The sequence below is a fragment of the Methylocaldum sp. GT1TLB genome (assembly GCF_051027445.1).
GTDB lineage: Bacteria > Pseudomonadota > Gammaproteobacteria > Methylococcales > Methylococcaceae > Methylocaldum.
Genome location: NZ_CP194898.1, coordinates 5,029,376 through 5,048,336, shown reverse-complemented (window position 1 = coordinate 5,048,336; position 18,961 = coordinate 5,029,376). Strand labels below are relative to the sequence as shown.

General features: G+C 56.9%; 11 protein-coding genes and 2 tRNA genes. 3 read left to right on the top strand and 10 right to left on the bottom strand.

The genetic code is table 11. The features are described 5' to 3' along the window. Positions 1–150: 150 nt before the first annotated feature. The 7 genes from ACR2R1_RS22320 to gltX form a co-directional block, all read right to left on the bottom strand. Positions 151–1,650, bottom strand: coding sequence for a HEAT repeat domain-containing protein (locus ACR2R1_RS22320; protein WP_434112005.1), 1,500 nt, complete (start codon positions 1,648–1,650; stop codon positions 151–153). Positions 1,651–1,686: 36 nt separating this feature from the next. Then, positions 1,687–8,973, bottom strand: coding sequence for a PKD domain-containing protein (locus ACR2R1_RS22315; protein WP_434112003.1), 7,287 nt, complete (start codon positions 8,971–8,973; stop codon positions 1,687–1,689). Between the two features lie 93 nt (positions 8,974–9,066). Beyond that, positions 9,067–9,636, bottom strand: a complete 570-nt coding sequence (locus ACR2R1_RS22310; protein ID WP_077728985.1) for a PEP-CTERM sorting domain-containing protein — start codon at positions 9,634–9,636, stop codon at positions 9,067–9,069. A 720-nt stretch (positions 9,637–10,356) separates the two neighbouring features. Beyond that, positions 10,357–11,724, bottom strand: coding sequence for an alkaline phosphatase family protein (locus tag ACR2R1_RS22305; protein ID WP_077728984.1), 1,368 nt, complete (start codon positions 11,722–11,724; stop codon positions 10,357–10,359). Positions 11,725–12,372: 648 nt separating this feature from the next. Further along, positions 12,373–12,448 (bottom strand) — tRNA-Glu (locus ACR2R1_RS22300). 27 nt (positions 12,449–12,475) lie between these two features. Continuing rightward, a tRNA-Ala gene (locus ACR2R1_RS22295) sits at positions 12,476–12,551 on the bottom strand. Positions 12,552–12,595: 44 nt separating this feature from the next. Continuing rightward, positions 12,596–13,999, bottom strand: a complete 1,404-nt coding sequence (gene gltX, locus ACR2R1_RS22290; protein WP_086135334.1) for a glutamate--tRNA ligase — start codon at positions 13,997–13,999, stop codon at positions 12,596–12,598. A 272-nt stretch (positions 14,000–14,271) separates the two neighbouring features. On the opposite strand from gltX, the gene ACR2R1_RS22285 reads away from it, so the two are divergent. Genes ACR2R1_RS22285 through ACR2R1_RS22275 form a run of 3 tightly spaced genes read left to right on the top strand, consistent with a single transcriptional unit; the run spans position 14,272 to position 16,744 of the window. Next, positions 14,272–15,078, top strand: a complete 807-nt coding sequence (locus ACR2R1_RS22285; protein WP_240507114.1) for an HDOD domain-containing protein — start codon at positions 14,272–14,274, stop codon at positions 15,076–15,078. A gap of 5 nt (positions 15,079–15,083) precedes the next feature. Next, positions 15,084–16,472, top strand: a complete 1,389-nt coding sequence (locus ACR2R1_RS22280) for a flagellar hook-length control protein FliK (protein WP_434114301.1) — start codon at positions 15,084–15,086, stop codon at positions 16,470–16,472. After that, on the top strand, positions 16,469–16,744 hold the full coding sequence (locus ACR2R1_RS22275) for an EscU/YscU/HrcU family type III secretion system export apparatus switch protein (protein WP_077728979.1): 276 nt from the start codon (positions 16,469–16,471) through the stop codon (positions 16,742–16,744). Before ACR2R1_RS22280 ends, ACR2R1_RS22275 begins: the two co-directional genes overlap by 4 nt. Positions 16,745–16,766: 22 nt before the next feature. On the opposite strand, the gene queC is transcribed toward ACR2R1_RS22275, so the two are convergent. The 3 genes from queC to ybgF are packed head-to-tail and all read right to left on the bottom strand — an operon-like array spanning position 16,767 to position 18,960. Next, positions 16,767–17,438 carry a 7-cyano-7-deazaguanine synthase QueC gene (gene queC, locus ACR2R1_RS22270; RefSeq protein ID WP_086135497.1) on the bottom strand — a complete coding sequence of 224 codons (672 nt, stop codon included), beginning with the start codon at positions 17,436–17,438 and terminating at the stop codon, positions 16,767–16,769. 8 nt (positions 17,439–17,446) lie between these two features. After that, positions 17,447–18,088 (bottom strand): 7-carboxy-7-deazaguanine synthase QueE, encoded by a 642-nt coding sequence (gene queE / locus ACR2R1_RS22265; protein ID WP_086135332.1) that lies wholly within the window; start codon positions 18,086–18,088, stop codon positions 17,447–17,449. 20 nt (positions 18,089–18,108) lie between these two features. After that, positions 18,109–18,960 (bottom strand): tol-pal system protein YbgF, encoded by an 852-nt coding sequence (ybgF, locus tag ACR2R1_RS22260; protein WP_168183894.1) that lies wholly within the window; start codon positions 18,958–18,960, stop codon positions 18,109–18,111. Between the last annotated feature and the right edge of the window lies 1 nt (position 18,961).

Below are 18,961 nucleotides of genomic sequence, written 5' to 3'. Positions count from 1 at the left end.
TGGTCCGATGAGACGGGACAGGCCAACTTGACGTCGTCGCGGTTTGTGACGCAACGCCAGACAAAAGGGTGGCAACAGACAGACCGGCGCTAAACTAATGGCAACCCGTCCTCTACTTTACCCAGCTTCATTAGGACAACTGGCGAAAGCTCATTTCCTACCCTTGTCGATCTTGGCTAGTGACTGCTGCGACACCAGTTTTAGCTGCCGCGCCTGCTGGAGTTTGATAATGCTGTCCAGGCTCATGTTACCGGAGTTTGTCTGCTCCAGGCGATCCTGCTCCTCGACAACGAACCGCAACGCACCCGCAGCCTCGTCGCCCCCAAGCTCCCCCAAGGCTGCTGCGGCGAGTATCCGGGTCTCCATCGGAGACTCCTTCACGAACTCGATTAATGCAGGTATTACGGAGGTATCGCCGATCTTTCCCAGAGCCTGGATGATGGCGTTTCGCAAAGGAATATGCTCTTCCTTCTTAAGATGCGCCTCCAGTTTGACCGCGGCATCATGGGCTTTGAGCTCTCCTAGAGCCCACACGGCGCGCATGCGTACGGAAGTCGCGGGGTCGTCTAGCGCCACGATGAGCGCATCGACAGCCTGAGGCCGCCTAAGTTGTCCTAACGCTGCGGCAGCCTCGCCGCGCACCGATTCCTCCGGATCTTTGAGGGCATTTAGCAATGGCGGAACGGCCGAGTCGCCGCCGAGTTCCGCCAGCACTCGGGTTGCCAGTTCCCTAGCGCTCGGATCAGCGCTACGGATAACTTGCGCTAACAGTGGTACGGCTGCCTCGTCATGCAGTTCCATCAGCCTGCCGGCAGCCTCTCCCCTCGCTTCGCCATCGGCGGAGGCCAGGATGTGAACTAGTCGTTCGATCTCACTCATATTCCCAATCTCCGGAGCCCGGTTACTAACCACACGATAACCCGCGGTTATGGCGGCAACGCTCTTGATATCTTCCTGCAAGATTCCGGAATCGCCAACTCGAAAGGCACCCTGCTCAAAACATCTAGCGACGATCTCCATCATGTCCGAAAGGCTTGCGTATCTTCTGACTGGTATGCGGTCCTCGTTCGTAATGAAGTATACGGGGGACACCTCGATCGGCCGATCGGAACCTTCTACGACGTAAAAATCTCCGTGACTGACAAACACCGGGAACCACCGCGAACTCCAAAGTTTGTCTGGTTCTATCTTGGCTAGTGTGGCGATCCGAGCCGCGGTTTCGATTTGCAGCTTGTAGATTGCCATAGCCTCGGAGAGAGTTAACATCGTGCCGCCGGGAAAAAGTTCAGCCACCTTCGCCCCTTCGGCCACTCCATCTCGCCAGGCATAGAAACGGTCGAGTTCTCGCGGCAGTTGCCACGGGAAATCCGCTAACACGGCCTGTCGGTCCCTATCTGACAACCCGGGTCTGAGTAGACCAGGCAACAGATATCCACTCCGCTCCATCGCGGCAAGGATCCGGCCAAGGGCATTGCTTAAACAGTCGTCCACGGCAGAATGAATAAAACACTCAGTGTCAATCGGGCGGCCGGTTATTAGATCGGCGTTTTCCGAATTGGGTAACCGCAGGCCGGCGGAATATGCCCCCAGGTAAAGGGCGACCGCCACGATTACCTCAAGCAAACATCCAAATCTGATAAATCTTTTCATCCCTTAGCATAAACCCACCTGGCACACCCGAAGCGGTTACTTACATTGCCACGAGGTTGTCGGTGTTCCGGGCACGACTCCGAAAACGCCGTTCAACGGATCGTTGGCGACCACGTTACAAGCAAAGTAGAACGCCGACAGCATACCTCCCTGATACATCTGCTCCACCGCTGGAACCAACATCAGCGACGGGCCATTTGCCTGTCCACCCCGGTCAGTGGATGCGAATGGATACTCATCGCACCACAATAAAGTCTGGCTTGCAACGTTTCCGGAACAGCGCGGATCGCTCCGCAGCCAAGCTCTGGAATGTGGCGGCGAAATCCGCCGCAAAGGCGATGCGGGCGCGCCGGTCGCTATCGCCGATGCGATATGAGCGGTCGTAAACGGGGTATCCATGCCCGAGTAGAAGATATTGAATTTGCTCACATCGCACGCCCCGCCCGAGCCGATTGCCGTCGAGAAGGACAGCGCGGCATTCAAAGCGCAGGCGGCAACCGCGGCACCGGCAACGGCCAGCGTCACCTTCGCGAGAAGGAGCGCCGCGCTCGCGATCGCTGCGGTATTGATGCTAATGCTTATGCTGATGCTCGGCATCGCCATCGCTACACCCGCAAAATGTCCCGAGGGATCCACCAAGTTAACCGGATCTCCGTTTGCATACACGTATTTGTGTAGCGATTTCGGATCATAGATGTTGCCCTGGAAGCTATCCATCGACGTGAAGCGCCCGACACCCGGATCGTAATAGCGGGCTCTAAGGTAATAGAAAGCCGTCTCTGGATCGAACTCTTCACCGGTAAACAGATACCGGTTATCGGTAATTCCGGAGGAATTCAGCAGATTACCGAATGCGTCGTAAGCATAGCGGTCGGTGATCCCGGCGCCAAAATCCGTCAGCAAGCGCGTGCTGCCCAAGCCATCGTAATGGTAGAAACGAATCTCGGTGCCGCGTTGCTGGCTGATAAGATCGTCGCCATGAATATAGACCACGATGAGCCCGTTGGCAGAGTCACGCTCTTCCAGTACCTCGGGTAACTCCCGGTTCTTATCCACGAGATAGGATGATGTCACTCCGTTACGCACAGTACCGATTCGCACCCCGTCGTCATCGTAGATATATTCGGTGACGTTTCCTGGCTCGGTCGCCTTGACCATGCGATTCTCGTAGTCAAACTCGAATTGAGACGCCGACCCGCCGTTCGACCTTTCAATGAGATTCCCGTTGGCGTCATAGCTATACGTTACCACTCCCTCGCTGATCATCCGGTCATTGTCATCGTATACGTAATTAATGACCTCGCCATCGGTCGTCTTGGATAACCGGTTCCCGACACCGTCGTAAGTATAGGAAACCACTTTTCTCACGATGCCGGATTCGGTGATCTGCTCTTGGGTCAACCGGTACAGTTTGTCGTACGAATAATCGGTCCTGACTCCACCTTCCTCAGTTGCGGCTGTGCGATTGCCGACGGCATCCAGGACATATTCGAACCCTGCCAAAACGCTGCCGTCGCTTGTCACATGGGAAAGGCTCGTAAGTCGGTTCAATGCATCGTAGCCGTAATTTGCTTTGCTGCCGTTTGGATATTCGATCCGCGTCCGATTACCCACATTGTCGTATGAATACCGCGTAACTCGGCCTTGAGTGTCAGTAACGGCTATCAGACGATTGATTGCGTCGAACTCATGGTTAATGGTACCCGACGGCAGCGTTACCGATGTTCGGTTACCTTTCGCATCATACTGGTACTCCAGTATCGTTCCATCGGCGTTCACCACTTTCACGGGCATATCCCGCAGATCGTATTCGAAGGTAGTAACGCCATGATCATCAACGATGGTCGTCACTTTACCGGTTGGAGTATAGGAATACGTTATCTGGCTTCCGTTCGGAAGAGTTTTCAAAATAAGTTGATTATTCGAATCATACGAATAGGAAATAGTCTGTCCTTTGAAGTCGGTATGCGTGGAAATATTACCGTTTGCGTCGTACGTGAAAGTTTCCGTCATGCCCAACGGCAACGTCCGACTCAGAATTCGCCCTAGACCATCGTAAGTCCATGTAGTCTGATGACCGTTAGCATCGATCTGGGCTGTCCGATTTCCCACTTCATCATATGCGTACTGAGTTACACCGCCGAGCGCATCCGTAACTCTTATCAATCTTCCCTGTGCATCGTACGCGAATTGCGTGATATTCCCGGCCTGGTCGCTCTCCGAAATTTTCCTGCCAAGCGTGTCATAAGCGAACACCTTGAAGGTTCCGTCTGGGAACACGGTTTTGGTTTTCCGATCGTTCAGGTCATATTCAAAGCGCGTTATGTTGCCGGTGGCATCAGTCATGGAGACCTGATTGCCTTTGGCATCGTAGGCATAGCGCGTTACGTGACCTAACGCATTGGTGACGCTGATCTTGCGGCCAACGGCATCATAGTCATACCGGGTAGTATGCCCATTTTGATCCGTGATCGAACCCACCTTGTCAATTGCGTTATAGCTCCTGGTTTCTGAAGTGCCGTCGGGGAACTGGGTACGGACCAGCCTGTTGTTGCCATCATACTCATAGCTTGTGATCCGACCGGCCCTGTCAGTCGAACCTATGCGATTGTTTTCCGCATCATAGGTATACGCTTCAAAGGTTCCATCGGCATAAGTGGTTTGAATGAGATTACCGATGTCGTCATAGTATCGGGTTAGCCGATTGCCATTCTTATCGGTAAAGGTCTCCTCTTTGCCCAAACTGTTATATGTGAACCTTACCGAGTTACCCAGTGCATCGATCTGCTCAATCGGCTTATTGCGTTTGTCGTAGAGCATGCTTGTAGTAACGACAACCACATTCCCATTCGCGTCAGTCCTGGATGAGGACTCGGAGGTCTTATTGCCATTAACGTCATATTGATAGGTCGTGATGTTCCCGGCAGCATCGATATACTTAGTTCTATTCCCGGAAGCATCATATTCATATTTAAAGAGATTACCCTCGGCGTCCTGCGTAGAAGTTCGATTCCCACGCGCATCATAGGTATGGGAGGTTGTATTTCCCGCTGGGTCCACGGTACTGATCAAATTTCCTTTGGCGTCATAGTTGTTAACCGTTTTGCGCCCGAGCGGATCGGTTATCGTCAATAACTGATTCCGGGTATTGTAGGTATAGGTAGTGACGTTACCGCCAGCATCGGTCTCGGAAGTTCGGTTGTTATTCTGGTCATAGGTAAACGTCTTTCGATTGCCTAAAGGGTCGGTGATTGACAGCTCGTTTCCGCGATCGTCATAAGTATGCGTCGTCGTATTACCTAAAGGATCGGTTTCGGAGGTCAAATTGCCCTTATCGTCATAAGTGCTAACTGTAACATTGCCATTACGGTCTCGACGAATTTCCCGCTGACCGGCCACATCATGAATTAGCTCAACTCTGTTTCCTTTAGTATCTATCGTTGCGACTAGCCGACCTTCGGCGTCATATTCGTTACGCGCAGGCACATTACCGCGCGGATCACGAATCTCCAATAAGCCATGGCTGAAGTTGTACTTGAATCTCGTGCTGTTACCTTCAGGATCGGTATGGGTAATCAAGTCTCCGTGTACATCATAAGCATATTGAATTATGTTCCCATTAGGATCGGTAATTTTGGTAATACGCCCTTGGCTATCGCGGGTAAAGGTGATGCCTTTGCCACTGGAATGCATGATACCCGTCGTTCCGATGGTCAACGAATTGCCGTTAGCATCGCTGACTTTTTGCACACCTGAATCCTTGTTAATGATGAATACACGACCTTCGGGCGTGCTGTATTCGAAGGTAGTTGGATTATAGACAGTGAAAAAGTCGCCATCGTCCAACAAAGTTACTGCCCCGGGCTGCGAGCCGGAGACGAAAATGCCGCCGCTTAGAGGTCTTAGCTTGCCGAGGGTCCCGGGCCGCGCCTTGTAGACCGGGGTGACGAAATCCAGCGGGAACAACAGCTGACTGCTTGGCTCGGTCGATAGGTCGAATTGCTCTACCTTGCCGTCCGGCAGAGTAATACTGACGACATGGCTTTGGTTGGGCACCAGGGTGTAGGTTGGGAAAAAGCCGCCGCTCTTGTTCACCTGCCAACCCGAGCCCTGCTCTCGATTGACGCGCAGTCTCAAAGTCTGCAGATCCAGCCGCCAACCGAAGCCGAAATCGCCGCTCGTCTTGTCCCGGCTGTCGTAAACCCGGGTGATGGTGATCGGAATGCCGGCAACCGGGATGTTCAGATCCTGGAAAGCCAGGCTGAAATTGCCCACTTTCTGGTCACGGCCCACCTGAACCTGCACACTGACCTGAGCCGTGTTGCCGCCTTTGTCATAGGTGGTCAGGCGCAGGGTATAGAGGTCATTGAGCAGCAGCGTGGGATCGAAGGTACCGAGCGTGCCGTTAACCACCGGCGTCGTACCGGTCGCGAGCACAGTGAAATGGGTCTCGCCGGCAGGAGCATAATCGAGTACGTACTTCAGGAAGTTGGCGTCGCTCGCGGTGCCCTTGACTTCCGTCGGATCGGTCACGGTGCTGTCTGCCGCGGGAGCGGTGAGGACCGCAATCGGCAGAGTGGTATCCGAGACCGTCGCACTGACGGTTAGGAGGGTAGTACCAGCGATCGCGCCCTGGCTGGCACGGATCGTCGTGCTACCTTCGGTCAGGGCCGTGACCACCCCATCGGCCGTGATGGCGGCCACTGACGGATTACTGCTGTCCCAAGTCACTTGCCCCGTCATGTCTTGACCGGTGCCGTCGCTGTTGGTGCCGATGGCACTGAACGGCTGGGTCTGCCCCACCAGGATCGTGGGGCTCGGTGGAGTTACCGTGAGCTGGCTCAGAACCACCGGCGCAGCCCCGGTAGAGACAATCAGGTCGACCGGCGTACCGGCAGCCACGCTGGTTCCACCGACCGGTGTCTGGCTGACGACGCTGCCGGGCGGGATCGTATCGCTACTCTGCTGGGTGACGATACCGACGCTCAGTCCGACGCCGGCAATGGCGGCCGTGGCCGCTGCCTGGGTTTGGCCGACGACATTCGGCACAGTGACTAGGGCGGGACCGGAGGAAACGACTAGGTTGACCGCCGAGCCCTTCGCGACGGACGCCCCGGCCAGCGGATTCTGGCTGATCACCTGCCCGGCCGGGACCGTGTCGCTGGCCGCGGAGGTGACCGTGCCGAGCGTCAACTGGGCGGCGCTGATCGCCGCCGCGGCCGCCGCCTGGGTCTGACCGACCACGTTCGGCACACTGACCAACGCCGGGCCCGTGGACACCACGAGGGCGACCGCACTAGCCTTCTCCACCTCGGTGCCGGCCACCGGAGCCTGGCTGATCACACTCCCCGCAGGCACGGTGTCGCTGGCTTGTTGGATGATCGCGCCCACCGTCAGTTGCGCGGCGATAAGGGCGGCCTCGGCCGCCGCCTGGGTCTCACCGACCACGTTCGGTACCGTGACCAGGACCGGCTTGGCCTCGATCGTGATCGTGTCGGCCTCGCTGTTGAGCTGGCCGTCGTTCACGATGAGTTGCAGCACATAGGCGCCGGTCCGATCCGCGACGAAGGTGGGGGTCGCGCTGGCAGGATCCGACAGCGTGGCCGTGCTGTCCTGGGGCTTGGCCGTGAACGACCACTGGTAGGTCAAGGGGTGGTGGTCGGCATCGCCGGAGGCGCCGCCGTCCAGCTGCACGGCATCGCCTGCTTTAACCTCCTGGTCGGGTCCGGCATTCGCTACCGGCCGGCTGTTTTCGGTGCTGATGATGACGTTCGCGGGATCACTCGCCAGGTGACCATCGTTGACGATCAGCTGGGCGATATACGAACCGGGGAGATCGACCAGGAACTGCGGCTGTTGCGCGCCAGGGTCGGACAATGTGGCGGCGCTGCCGAACGGAATGCTCGTCAATGACCATAGGTAGGTCAGAGGGTCGTTCTCGGCATCGGAGGAGAGACTTCCGTCCAGCGTAACGGTAGTCTGCAGAGGTACCGTCTGAGGAGTGCCGGCATTCGCCACGGGCTTGGTGTTCTCGGTCGTCAGGGTCACCGAGGCCGGCGCGCTGTTGGCTTTGCCGTCATTGACGATCAGCTGGGCGACATAATCACCGGGCAGATCGGCGGTGAATTTAGGTTTGACGAGGCTCGGATCGGAGAGAAAGGCGGTGCTATTGGCCGGTTTTCCGATCAGCGACCACAAGAAGCTGAGGGTGTCGCCGTCAATATCCATGGAGGCGCTGCCGTCCAGCACCACTTCCTCCTGGAGCGCGATCTTGCGGTCCGACCCGGCATGGGCCACCGGCGGCGTATTTTCGGTGCTGATGACGAGCGGCGTCGGAGTGCTGTCCTCGGTGCCGTCGTTGACGATGAGTTCGACCGTGTACTGGCCGGCCTTGTCGATCGGCAGGGTCGGTGTCACGGTGGCTGAATCCGACAGAATCGCCGTGCTGCCCGCCGGCTGGCTCGTGAGGGTCCATCGGAAGGTCAGGGGATCGCCGTCGACATCCGATGATGCGCTGCCGTCGAGCTGCGCGGTTTGTCCCACGCGAACCGCTTGGTTCAGACGGGCCACCGCCACGGGCGGAGTATTGAGCGTGCTGATCGTGACCTGGGCCGGCAGGCTGGATGCCTTGCCATCATCGACCACGAGCTGGAGGGTGTAGTCGCCGGGCCGGTCGATCACAAACGTCGGCTTGATGGCGGCGGCATCGCTGAGCTGCGCCGTACTACCCGGGGGGACCGCCACGAAGGACCAGGCATAGGTGAGATCATCGCCGTCCGGATCGGACGAGCCGCTGCCGTCCAAGGTGACGGTGCCGCCCACGGCCATGGTTTGGCCGGCCCCCGCGTTTGCTGCCGGGGCTCGATTGGCCTGGACCGTCCACACCAAATCGTTCGGATTAAACGGGACGGTGCGGTTTTGGCGAATGGTGAACGTGTCCTGACTGAACAGCGTCGCGCCGCCCGTTACTTCGCCGAAAAACACCGCGCCATCGACGATCATCGTGCTGGCGGCCCGGCTCACCACGGTGGCGGCGACGTCGGGGAAGGTCTCCGTACCGCTGTTGGTGATCTCCGCGCGGTAGGTAAAGTCGATCAGCGTGCTGGACACGCGCTTGGACCCGATCAGCTGGTAGGTCCCGGTGACCGCTAACTCGGTGACTGCCGCGGATGATGGAGAGTCAGAAGGCGTTGCAGCAACAGCGGGGGCCGGCAGACCGAGAAAGATTTGAGTGAAGATTAAAAGCCGCGCGAAAAAGCGGAATAGCGCGGTCTCGTTGAAATGCTCGAGAAATCCTTTGTAGGTATCGGTCTGCATGGACATCGCCATAATCCTTATCTCCCCTCAGATTTAGTAGGCGGCAGGTGTAGACGAGCCGCTTTTGTCACTGCCAACAATCCGGCAGCGGAAAAATGGCTACGGCTTGGAAAGCTCGCGTTGGCTGCGCCGGGTCCGAAACCAGGTCAATCCGAACAGTCCTACGAGCAGCAACGCGGGAACCGCGGGTTCTGGGATCGCTTCACCGAACGGTCTGGTGCGCCCGGCTTCGAGGATGTCGAAGTTGGCATCGTAAATCGCAAAGCTTTGCCCACCCGGGGCTCCGGTCCCGGGCCAGACAAAGTTGACGCTGAAATAAGTATCGGGAAGATTCGGTAGAACCGGCGAAACGGCGACGATCTCGGCATAAAAACGGCCGTCGTCCGGCAGGACCGGGTCGGGCTGAAGGAGGACGACCGTCCAGTCGCCATTGGGCGCCAGCGGATCGCTCAAGTCGCCCGCCTGGTAGCCCTCGCTCAGATTGAAGAACACATCGAACCCCACGGCCGATCCGGGCAAGCCGCTAACGTCATAGCGGTATTGCCAGAGATCCTGACCGACCACGCTGTCGGCGAGATCGATCGCCTGATAGCGAATCACCGTCGCACTTGCATTCGAACCAGAACAGATAAGGAGCAAGCCAAGACTGGCTTTTAGAAGACTTTTCATCCGGATCCTTCCCCAATCAAAGCGGACAAAATGGGCTTGTTCGTAGACGCCCTATGGTTGGCGCTCGAAACCCGTCGACGTCACTCCGAGCGAGCGGCCTACCGGGATAAGCGCTTATTACCGTCGAACATCAGAAGCGTACGGACGACTCAAATGACTTGCCGACCATAACTGCCTCATGTACAAGGCAAGGCCTGTGCCATAAATGCAACAGATATGATAATAAATTGATTTTATGGAGCTTTTTGTGTGATGCAGGGAACTTTAGCAACTCAGGTCCCTTATCGGCCGGCGAGACCGTAAAAGATTTCGACACTCGCGGTGAGGTTTTTTAACGAGTGTTCTCAGACTGATACACCTAAGCACATGTTTGTATTGAAGATTGAGCACGCCGCACCGAACTCTGGTATGTAAAAATTTTTGACATTGCAACTCCGGTTTAAGCCACCTCGATAGCCGAGAGTGCCGGAACTTCCGTTGCCACCCCGCCCCGTACATCACCGCTCGTGGTTATCGCCTGATTCAATAGGGCCCGGCCCCCGGCTTGCCTAAGGGCGAAGATCGCGCCCCCGACGATCATGTGCGAACGACTGAGATAACCGGAAGAATGAACGCCGAAGTTTCAAATGAAGAAATGATGGTGAGCTATGCCGGAGGCGAACCCATGACCATGGACCGGTAGACCCTAAATCCAGTGAATGGCTTCTACGGAAGCCGCTGTCAATTAAGGCTATTCAATATCAGTTGTTTAATTCCGGTTATCGGCAACTGATCAACCGCAAAGTCGCGCCGGGAAGAGATCAAAACGGGATTCAAGTCAGCCGATTGGTGGCACCGGCCATGAGTGCCCTTAACCAGGTCCGGTTTGAGTGGAATCACATCCATCAACATTCGGAAGCCTAGTTGCTTTTGGAGCAGCCGAAACCCAATTTTGAGCTTTGGCCACCGGATGTCCGGATCGACGAAAAGCTCCACCGGATCGTAGCCCGGCTTGCGATGGATATCGACCGTACGGGCAAAGTCAGGACTCTTCGCATCGTCCTGCCAATAGTAATAGCTGAACCAATGCCCGGGTTCGGCGATGGCGATCAATTCCCCGGAGCGCGGATGATCCAGGCCCATTTCGGCTTTTCCCTGCTCCGCCAGTACTCGCTCGATACCCGGTACCGTGCCAAGCAAGCGTTCCACGGCAGGACTGTCCGAAGCGTTCCGCACGTAGACATGGGCTATCTGATGATCGGCCACGGCGAAGGCGCGCGACGCGCCGAAGTCCAGCAACTCGTAGCCGAGGGTCTCGCGCACGGAGATGTAGCCCTGTTCGCGCAAAACTTTATTGATATGGACACAGCCCGTGGCCGGCTCGATGCCGTACTCGGAGACCACCATAACATCGGCTCCCTGAGCCCTAACGTGGTCGATCAAGTCTCCCGCGACGGCATCGATGGCGCGGACGTCTTCCCATATTCGCGGATCGGCCGGCCCGAGGCGCTGAAGGTTGTAATCCAGGTGCGGCAGATACACCAGTTGCAGTTTGCAGGGATGATGGTCGAACGTCCATTTGGCGGCATTTGCGATCCAGCTCGACGATCGTAAGTCCGCCGCCGGGCCCCAAAAGTTAAACATCGGGAAAGGACCCAATTCGGCTTCGATCCTCCGGTGCAGATCTGCGGGATTCGAGTAAAGCGCCGGAATTTTCCGCCCATCCGCGGGATAAATGGGGCGTGGGGTAACAGAGTACTCCACGTCAGCGTACATGTTGTACCACCAGAAGAGTTGAGCGCAGCTGAAATCGCGGATGGACATTTTCGCTGCATCCCAAACCTTCTCGCCATGGACGAGATGATTGGACTGACGCCAGAACCATACTTCGGCAAGATCGCGAAAATACCAGCCGTTGGCGACTATTCCGTGCTCCCGGGGAAGGGAACCGGTCAGCATCGATGCTTGGGCGGTACACGTCACGCCCGGAAAAACCGGCTCCAAATTAGCGACAAATCCATCCGTAATCAGCCGGTTCAAATGTGGCGTGTGCTCGCCCAAGAGCGAAGGATTAAGCCCAACGATATCGATCACAACCAGTCGTTTCATGGTTTAGCATCAATCATTAATAACGAGAAATTTGGAGCTTAAGCTCAAGAACTTAACTTCACAACGGATGAATAAGGACCAGTCGGAGCAATGGCGATATGGGTACGGAGTCCCGAAAATCAATTGAGAACAAACACCCAGGCCGAACAGGTTGTATCCGTGCGATCTTTCAGATGTATGCGGGTGGACATCGCCATACCACCCTGATCAAGACCCTGAGCGGCGATCCAACCGAATCAAGCAAGCCCTGACGACTGAGCCGCCCGACTATCTGGGCGAGATCCAAAAGCTCAAAAAGGAACTGGCCAACTTCATGGCGCTGATTGCCTCGGGCCAGACGTCCACCAGCATCCTCGCAGAAACCCCCAAACGCGAACCCCGGATCCAAAGCCTTGACGAGGACATGAGGCGTTTGAGCGAAACGCCGGCCGCATGGGATCCGCGCCAGCTTCGCCAGCAACTTCATGACGGGATTGGATGCTTCAAGATCCAGATGCAGGGCGATGTGGCCGCGGCACGAAAGGCAGCTTCGGCAGCTGCTCAAGGAACCGATTCGGCGTATTCCGGTGGAACGGGACGGCAAGAAAGTCTTGCTGGCGGAACGACAAACGACCGTTGGGACTTTGCTGCCCCAAGGTTATATAAACGTGGCGTCCCCAAGGGGATTCGAACCCCTGTTACCGCCGTGAAAGGGCGGTGTCCTAGGCCTCTAGACGATGGGGACAAGGAACTTGATTGGTCAATCCGCGAGTGGTGGAGCCAGCGAGGATCGAACTCGCGACCTCAACAATGCCATTGTTGCGCTCTCCCAGCTGAGCTATGGCCCCACGCGATCGAGAACGCGAATATTAAAGAAAGACTTCGCGTTTGTCTAGGCTTTTTTATTGATATAGGCGATGGCTCGGCCGACCCTGGAGAGCGTCGTATCTTTTCCCAACAACTCCAGGGTGAGGTCGATGGGAGGCGATACCGTCGTTCCCGATACGGCAACCCGAAGCGGCTGAGCGACGCTGCCCATCTTCACTCCAAGCGTTTCCGCCGTCTCCACGACCACCTGGTGAATCGCCTCTCGGCTCCAGTTACCCAGCGCCCAGAGTTTTGTTTCCAGCGCTTGCAGCGCCCCGAGGTTATCGGCGGTCAGGTTCTTGCTGGCGGCCTTCTCGTCGTACGCTTCGAACTCTTTGTAAAAGAAGACGCTCGCGTTCGCCATATCGACCAGGGTCTTGCACCGCTCGCGCTGCGCTTCGACCACCCTGACGGGATCGGGCCCCCGAGTGGGATCGATGTCCAGTTGTCCCAGATGCCAGCGCAGATGATGCGCGACATGCAAGGGATCGCTGTGCATGATGTAGTGATGATTCAGCCACAACAGTTTTTCCGGATTGAACGCCGAGGCCGAATGATTGATGTCGTTAACATCGAACAGCTCGATCATTTCGTCCACCGAAAAGATCTCCTGATCGCCATGGGACCAGCCGAGGCGCACCAGATAATTGATGAGCGCCTCGGGCAAATAGCCGTCGTCGCGGTATTGCATGACGCTGACCGCTCCATGGCGTTTCGATAGCTTGGCTCCATCTGGCCCTAAGATCATCGGCACGTGAGCGTATTTCGGCAGCGGCGCGCCCAAAGCCTTCAGAATGTTGATCTGGCGCGGCGTGTTGTTGAGATGGTCGTCGCCGCGGATGACATGGGTGATCTGCATGTCGAGGTCGTCGACCACCACCGTGAAGTTGTAGGTGGGGGTACCGTCCGAGCGAAGAATGATGAGATCGTCCAATTCACTGTTCTTCACAATGACTTGGCCACGCACGAGATCTTCGATGACGACTTCGCCGTCGTCCGGATTGCGAAACCGCATCACCGGCTGAACGCCTTCGCGGGGCTCGGTACGATGGCGGCAACGGCCGTCGTAGCGGGGCTTTTCCTTGCGTGCCAGTTGTTCGGCACGGAGGTTATCCAACTCTTCCCTAGTGCAGTAGCAATGATAGGCCTTGCCTTCGTTCAGCAATTGCTGGGCAATGGCTTTATAACGCTCGAACCGATGGGTTTGATAAAACGGTCCTTCGTCGTATTCCAGCCCGAGCCAGGTCATACCCTCCAGAATCGCATTGACCGCGTCGACCGTGGAACGCTCCAAGTCCGTATCCTCGATGCGCAGGATAAAGGTGCCGCCGTGCTTGCGTGCGTAAAGCCAGGAGAAAAGCGCCGTGCGCGCGCCGCCAACGTGCAAGTAACCCGTAGGGCTGGGAGCAAATCGGGTGCGTATGGTCATTCGAATAATCCTGAAAAAAGACTAGAGTTGCCGACTTTTGCCGTCGGCCCTCAGTGACTAGAGGGTGGAGGAACGCTAATAATACCAAAATCCGGTGTATTCCTTTATCGCGAAGATCGAGGGATGTTACCGAGGGACCGGAACCAGGCTATCCTTATTGTTTTTCCCGGATTCAGTGTCATCGGCGATCCAACGAACGCATTCCATTCGTAATGACTCTCGAGACGGCAGATACTCTTCAAAACCCTTTATTGCAACTTTGCTACCAGGAAATGCGGGCGAAGAAACTGGTGCTGCCCACGCTCCCCGACATTTCCCTCAAGATACGCAAGGCCATCAACGACGACCGGGCGAATAATTCGAAGATCGCGCGGGTCGTTCAAATCGATCCGGCCATTACCGCACGGCTGATTCATATCGCCAACAGTCCGCTTTATCACGGCCGCAAGAAAATAGAGAGCTGCCCCGAGGCTCTGACGCGACTCGGGCTCAAAGCGGCGCAGCACTTGATCACCACGTTTTCCTTGAAAGCAGTGTTTATCGCCAAGTCGTCCCAGATCCGGAAACGGATGCATGAACTGTGGGCGCACAGCAGCTACGTCGCCGCCATCTGTGCCGTGCTCGCCCATAAGACCAGGGGGTTCGATCCCGATCGGGCGATGCTGGCTGCGCTGGTTCACGATATCGGCACCGTTCCCGTGCTCACCTTCGCCGATCGGCATCCGGAATTGATCGCCGATCCCCGCCATCTCGACCAGGCGATACAAACCTTGCGCGCCCCCGTAGGCGCGATGATCTTACGGAAGTGGAATTTTCCTCCGGATTTCGAAGATGTGACGGTCCACGCCGAAAATTGGTTTCGCGATCACCCCGGCGCTCCGGATTATACGGATCTGGTCATTCTGTCCCAGCTCCACAGCTTCGTCGGCACGCTGCAGATCCACAAATACCCCCGCATGGATGAAATTCCGGCTTATCGCAAACTCATGGAGGGACAAGCGGCGACGGATTTGAGCAAAGACGTGCTCGGTCTTGCCAAGGAAGAAATTTTGCAGATTCAGCAAATGCTTACACGTTGACACAAATGGAAATCCGGCTGTCTGTCCTCGTCCCGACGACTCCCCTGCTTCAAGCCGGGGCGCAGCCGCTAAAGCTCGGGGACATTCTTCGAGCGGTCGTTGAGACACAACTCAAGGACAACAGCTTCCTTCTCCGACTCGACGCCGGCGGCCGCACTCTTACGGCAAACAGCAGCGCGAACCTCCAGCCGGGGCAGATACTCGAACTCGAGGTGGTCAAGCTCGGCACCACGCCCGAGCTTCGCATCGTGCCGCGCGATTCCGGCGCCGATGTGCCGGAATCGACGGTTCAGCAGGCTTTACGCCTGTTCTTGCCGAAACAGGAACCGCTCGCCGATGTGATCCAGGAACTCCACCGCCTAGTCGCGCAGGCCAGACAAACGTCCCCGTTGCCCGTCCCGATCACACAAGCTTTAGAAAAGCTGTTGGCCTCGATCCCGAAAAAATCCGAGTTGGCGACACCCGAGGGCTTGGAAAAAGGTTTATTGAACTCGGGGATATTTCTTGAAGCGAAGCTCGCCGACAATGCCGATTCGTCGGCCGAATTCGCCGATTCGGATTTCAAAGCGCAACTGCTCCGAGTTCTCGATAGGCTGAAGGTGCTTCGGACCAGTGCGGACGCTATCCCCGATACGCCCCGCACTACGGCGGACGGAGGAGAGATTCAAACCCGACCGTTCAGCGCCGATGCCGAAGAGCAAGCGGAACTAACCGAGTTTCGTTTCGAAGATGCCGGCACATCCGAAGATATCGCGCTCGCGGATGAGCGAATCGCGCGAACTGCGGAGCGCGGCGAAAAGGATTCACCGAAACTGCCTGGAGACTCGCAGCTCGCGACGCCGCGCACCCCGGAGCACGAATTATCCACCGCACGCCGCAAGACTCTTCCGTCACCGGACGAACAGAACGAACTCGTGCAGGGGAATGAACGCGGAGCCGAACGTATCGCGCAAAAAGTCGAAGCCGCAATCGCCAGGGTGGTCATGGATCAGCTTGCGTCACTGCCCAGGAACGATGCCGCGCCATCCGTTTGGCAAGTGGAAATCCCTTTTACCGATGGACAGCATAAGGACGCGGCAAAACTGCTGATAACCAAGGATGCGAAGCCCGGCAGCGCGGAGAGTCCCGACTCTTGGTCGCTTACGCTGGAATTGCACCCGCCGGGGCTCGGGACGTTCTGTGCGCGCGTCGTCTTGAAGGGCGACCGGATCGACACCTATTTGTGGAGCGACACGGCAACGACATCCGACCTCATCCGCGAGCAGTGCGAACGTCTTAGAGCGCGACTGCATGGCGCAGGGCTAGCCGTAGGTCAACTGACGGCGCTGGATCGACCGCCCGATTCGCCGCGCTCCGAAAATCCCTCCCCGCCGATCCTGGATCTCCGCGCATGACCCGGCTGGTCAATCCTCCCGATATCGCCGTCGCCCTGCATTACGACGGAGAGAGCACCCCGCGCGTGACCGCAAAGGGCAAAGGTGCGGTCGCGGAGCAGATCATAGAGCGGGCGCGGCAACACAATATTCCGCTGCACGCGGACGAGGGTTTGGCGAACGTGTTGGCCAAGGTCCCGCTGGGCAATGAAATTCCGCGGGAACTCTATCTTGCGGTGGCCGAAGTGATCGCTTTCGCCTATTCGCTCAGCGGCAAAATGCCGGGCAAATAGCGGAAGCCGAACCATTCGATCTTTAGGATTTATAGCGCGTGGGATCTGAAATACCGGCTTCGGCAAAACCGATTTTTCGGAATCGGCACGAGTCGCACGAACCGCAGGCTCGCCCTTCATCGTCGGCCGAATAACATGACACCGTTAAAGCATAATCGATGCCCAAATCTGTCCCGATGCGGATGATTTCGGCCTTTTTGAGCGTGATCAACGGCGCATGTACCTTGAAATGCTTCCCCTCGACACCGGCCTTGGTCGCCAAGTTCGCCAGACGCTCGAAAGCCTCGATATACTGCGGCCGGCAATCGGGGTAGCCGGAATAGTCGACGGCATTCACGCCTATGAAAATGTCCGCGCTGCCCAAGACTTCCGCCCAGCCGAGGGCGAATGCGAGAAAGACGGTATTCCGCGCAGGTACGTAAGTGACCGGAATGCCTTCCTGCGGAGTCTCCGGCACGGCGATGCGGGTGTCGGTGAGCGCCGAGCCGCCGAACTCGCCGAGACCTATTCGGATGATCTTGTGCTCGATCGCGCCGCAGCTCTGCGCCACGCGCCGGGCGGCATGGAGCTCCGCGCCATGGCGCTGTCCGTAATCGAAACTGAGGGCGTAACACTCGTATCCTTGCGACTTCGCGATAGCCAGAGTCGTCGCCGAATCGAGTCCGCCGGAGAGTAAAACAACCGCTTTTTTCATCGTCGTCATCACCGTCCGGGTGTGTCGCCCCAGAGGATCTTGTGTAGCTGTACTTGGAAACGAACCGGCAAACGGTCGCGCAAAATCTTGTCGGCAAGCTCCGCAGGATCTTGCGCGCCCATGGCCGGCGAGAAGAGCACTTCGCAACGATCCGACAAGCCGTATTCCTCCATCTTGGCCTTTGCCCATTGATAATCGGCCTCGTTCATGATGACGAACTTGAGCTGATCCTTCCGATCGAGATAGTCCAGGTTGCGATAGAGATTCCTCGACTCTTCGCAGGACGAAGGCGTCTTGAGGTCCAGAACCTTGACGACTTTCGGGTTGACGTCCGACACGTCCAGAGCCCCGCTGGTTTCCAGCGAAACCTCATAGCCTTTCTCGACCAGCGCATCCAGCAAGACGAGACACCCGCGCTGCGCCAACGGCTCGCCCCCTGTGACGGTCACATAACCCGGATGGTAGGTCCCAACTTCAGCCACGATTTCGTTGATGGACATCTTTTGGCCGCCGGTAAAGGCGTAAGCCGTGTCGCAATACACGCAACGCAACGGACATCCCGTCAAACGGACGAAGACCGTCGGCAATCCAACGGTGCGGGACTCCCCTTGCAGGGAGTAGAAGATTTCGGTTACTCGAAGTTGATTCACTAATCAGGCGCTGCCAAAAATCAGCGCTTTGCTTCTTGCCGTAGCTTATCCAGCCGTTTCTCCGCCATCTTTGCGGCGCTGGAATCGGGATAACGCTTGACGACCTCGGTCAGCAGTTCCTTCGCGTTCGCCTTCTGGCCGGTTTCGTACTCGATGAAACCGATTTTCAACAGAGCGTCCGGCACTTTGCTGCTCTGTGGAAAGTCCTTGATCAGTTTCCGGAAAATGTCGCGCGAAGTATTGAAATCACGGCTGACATAATACGCTTCCGCAAGCCAGTAGTGCGCATTGTCCGCGTATTCGCCGGTCGGATAGGCCGCGATGAAGTTTTTGAATTCCTTGACCGCTTCCGGATATTTTCCTTCTTTCAATGTATTGAAAGCCTTTTGATAGGCCGCCTGGCGATTTCCCGGATCGCCAGGCGAAACGGGCGCTTGTGGCGCCGGTGCCTGAGACGCGGTCGCTTCCGTCGGGGCCGCGCCATCGGGCGAAGCGGACTGATCGAGGGGCGCCTGCGGCGCAGCGGAACCGCCGGCGGACAACTGCTGCATACGCTGGTCCAAGTCCGTATACATAGCCTGTTGCTGGTTTTTCAGCTCTTCGAGCTGATGGGCAAGCTCCTCGTTTTCCCCGCGGAGCTTGAGGACTTCAGCCTGCAACTGCTCCATCCGATTGAACATTTCGATCAAGGTGTTTCCCGAGAGACGCTTCTCCAACTGAGAGACGCGCTCCTCGAGGGTAGCCACCCCGTAGCCGGTTTGATTTTGATCGTACCTTCGATCGTATATCTGGTCGTACTGCTGGGCACTCGAAATCGTCGCATGCAGCGATCCCAAAAACAGCAATGTGAAAACCGGCTTTTTTAGATGCATA

Coding starts and splice junctions, on each gene's coding strand:
- ACR2R1_RS22320 (WP_434112005.1), bottom strand. CDS start 1,650: ATGAAAAGATTTATCAGATTTGGATGTTTGCTTGAGGTAATCGTGGCG.
- ACR2R1_RS22315 (WP_434112003.1), bottom strand. CDS start 8,973: ATGTCCATGCAGACCGATACCTACAAAGGATTTCTCGAGCATTTCAAC.
- ACR2R1_RS22310 (WP_077728985.1), bottom strand. CDS start 9,636: ATGAAAAGTCTTCTAAAAGCCAGTCTTGGCTTGCTCCTTATCTGTTCT.
- ACR2R1_RS22305 (WP_077728984.1), bottom strand. CDS start 11,724: ATGAAACGACTGGTTGTGATCGATATCGTTGGGCTTAATCCTTCGCTC.
- gltX (WP_086135334.1), bottom strand. CDS start 13,999: ATGACCATACGCACCCGATTTGCTCCCAGCCCTACGGGTTACTTGCAC.
- ACR2R1_RS22285 (WP_240507114.1), top strand. CDS start 14,272: ATGCGGGCGAAGAAACTGGTGCTGCCCACGCTCCCCGACATTTCCCTC.
- ACR2R1_RS22280 (WP_434114301.1), top strand. CDS start 15,084: ATGGAAATCCGGCTGTCTGTCCTCGTCCCGACGACTCCCCTGCTTCAA.
- ACR2R1_RS22275 (WP_077728979.1), top strand. CDS start 16,469: ATGACCCGGCTGGTCAATCCTCCCGATATCGCCGTCGCCCTGCATTAC.
- queC (WP_086135497.1), bottom strand. CDS start 17,438: ATGAAAAAAGCGGTTGTTTTACTCTCCGGCGGACTCGATTCGGCGACG.
- ybgF (WP_168183894.1), bottom strand. CDS start 18,960: ATGCATCTAAAAAAGCCGGTTTTCACATTGCTGTTTTTGGGATCGCTG.